Consider the following 517-nt stretch of genomic DNA (forward strand, 5'->3'; position numbering starts at 1 on the left):
GGGAGCGCCTGCGTCTTGCCCGTCACGAGATCGCGGTAGTAGCAGCCGGGATGGAAGCGCAGGGCGCGCTCACGCGCGGTCAGGAGGATGCCGCGTCCGGAAAGATAGCGTTCAGCCAGCGTGCCGGCGATCGGCCGCGACATGGCGAACAGGCGGCGCGCGGCGTCAGGGGAGCCGCGTGCCGCGGCAGGCTGGCGCTCCGCGCCGGGGTTTTGCGGCTGCGGTCGCGGCATGGCAAGGAAGCGACGGGCTTCATCCGCGACATCGCGGAACTCGACGAGATCGCAGCTTTCGCGGATCACATCAAGCAGATCTCCGAATTCGGACGTCGCCTCATCGACCCACTTGCCTGCCGGACCTTTGGCATTGGCCTTGAGGCGCACATGCATGGAGCGGCCGCGCGTGTTGCGCACGTCACCGACGATCCAGTGGTTGCCGGAGCGATGGCCATTGGAGAGATATTCGCGGCACACCGCCTCGGCATGGTCGCCGAGACGGCGTGCCAGCTCGGAGGCCG

Annotated in this window: 1 protein-coding gene; it reads right to left on the bottom strand. The window is 68.3% G+C overall.

Annotated elements, in window-relative coordinates:
• Window positions 1–517: DUF7146 domain-containing protein (locus G6N73_RS36255; protein WP_425484205.1), on the bottom strand; the 517-nt coding region annotated here is incomplete at both ends.

The sequence above is a fragment of the Allomesorhizobium camelthorni genome, assembly GCF_011045125.1.
Lineage (GTDB): Bacteria > Pseudomonadota > Alphaproteobacteria > Rhizobiales > Rhizobiaceae > Allomesorhizobium > Allomesorhizobium camelthorni.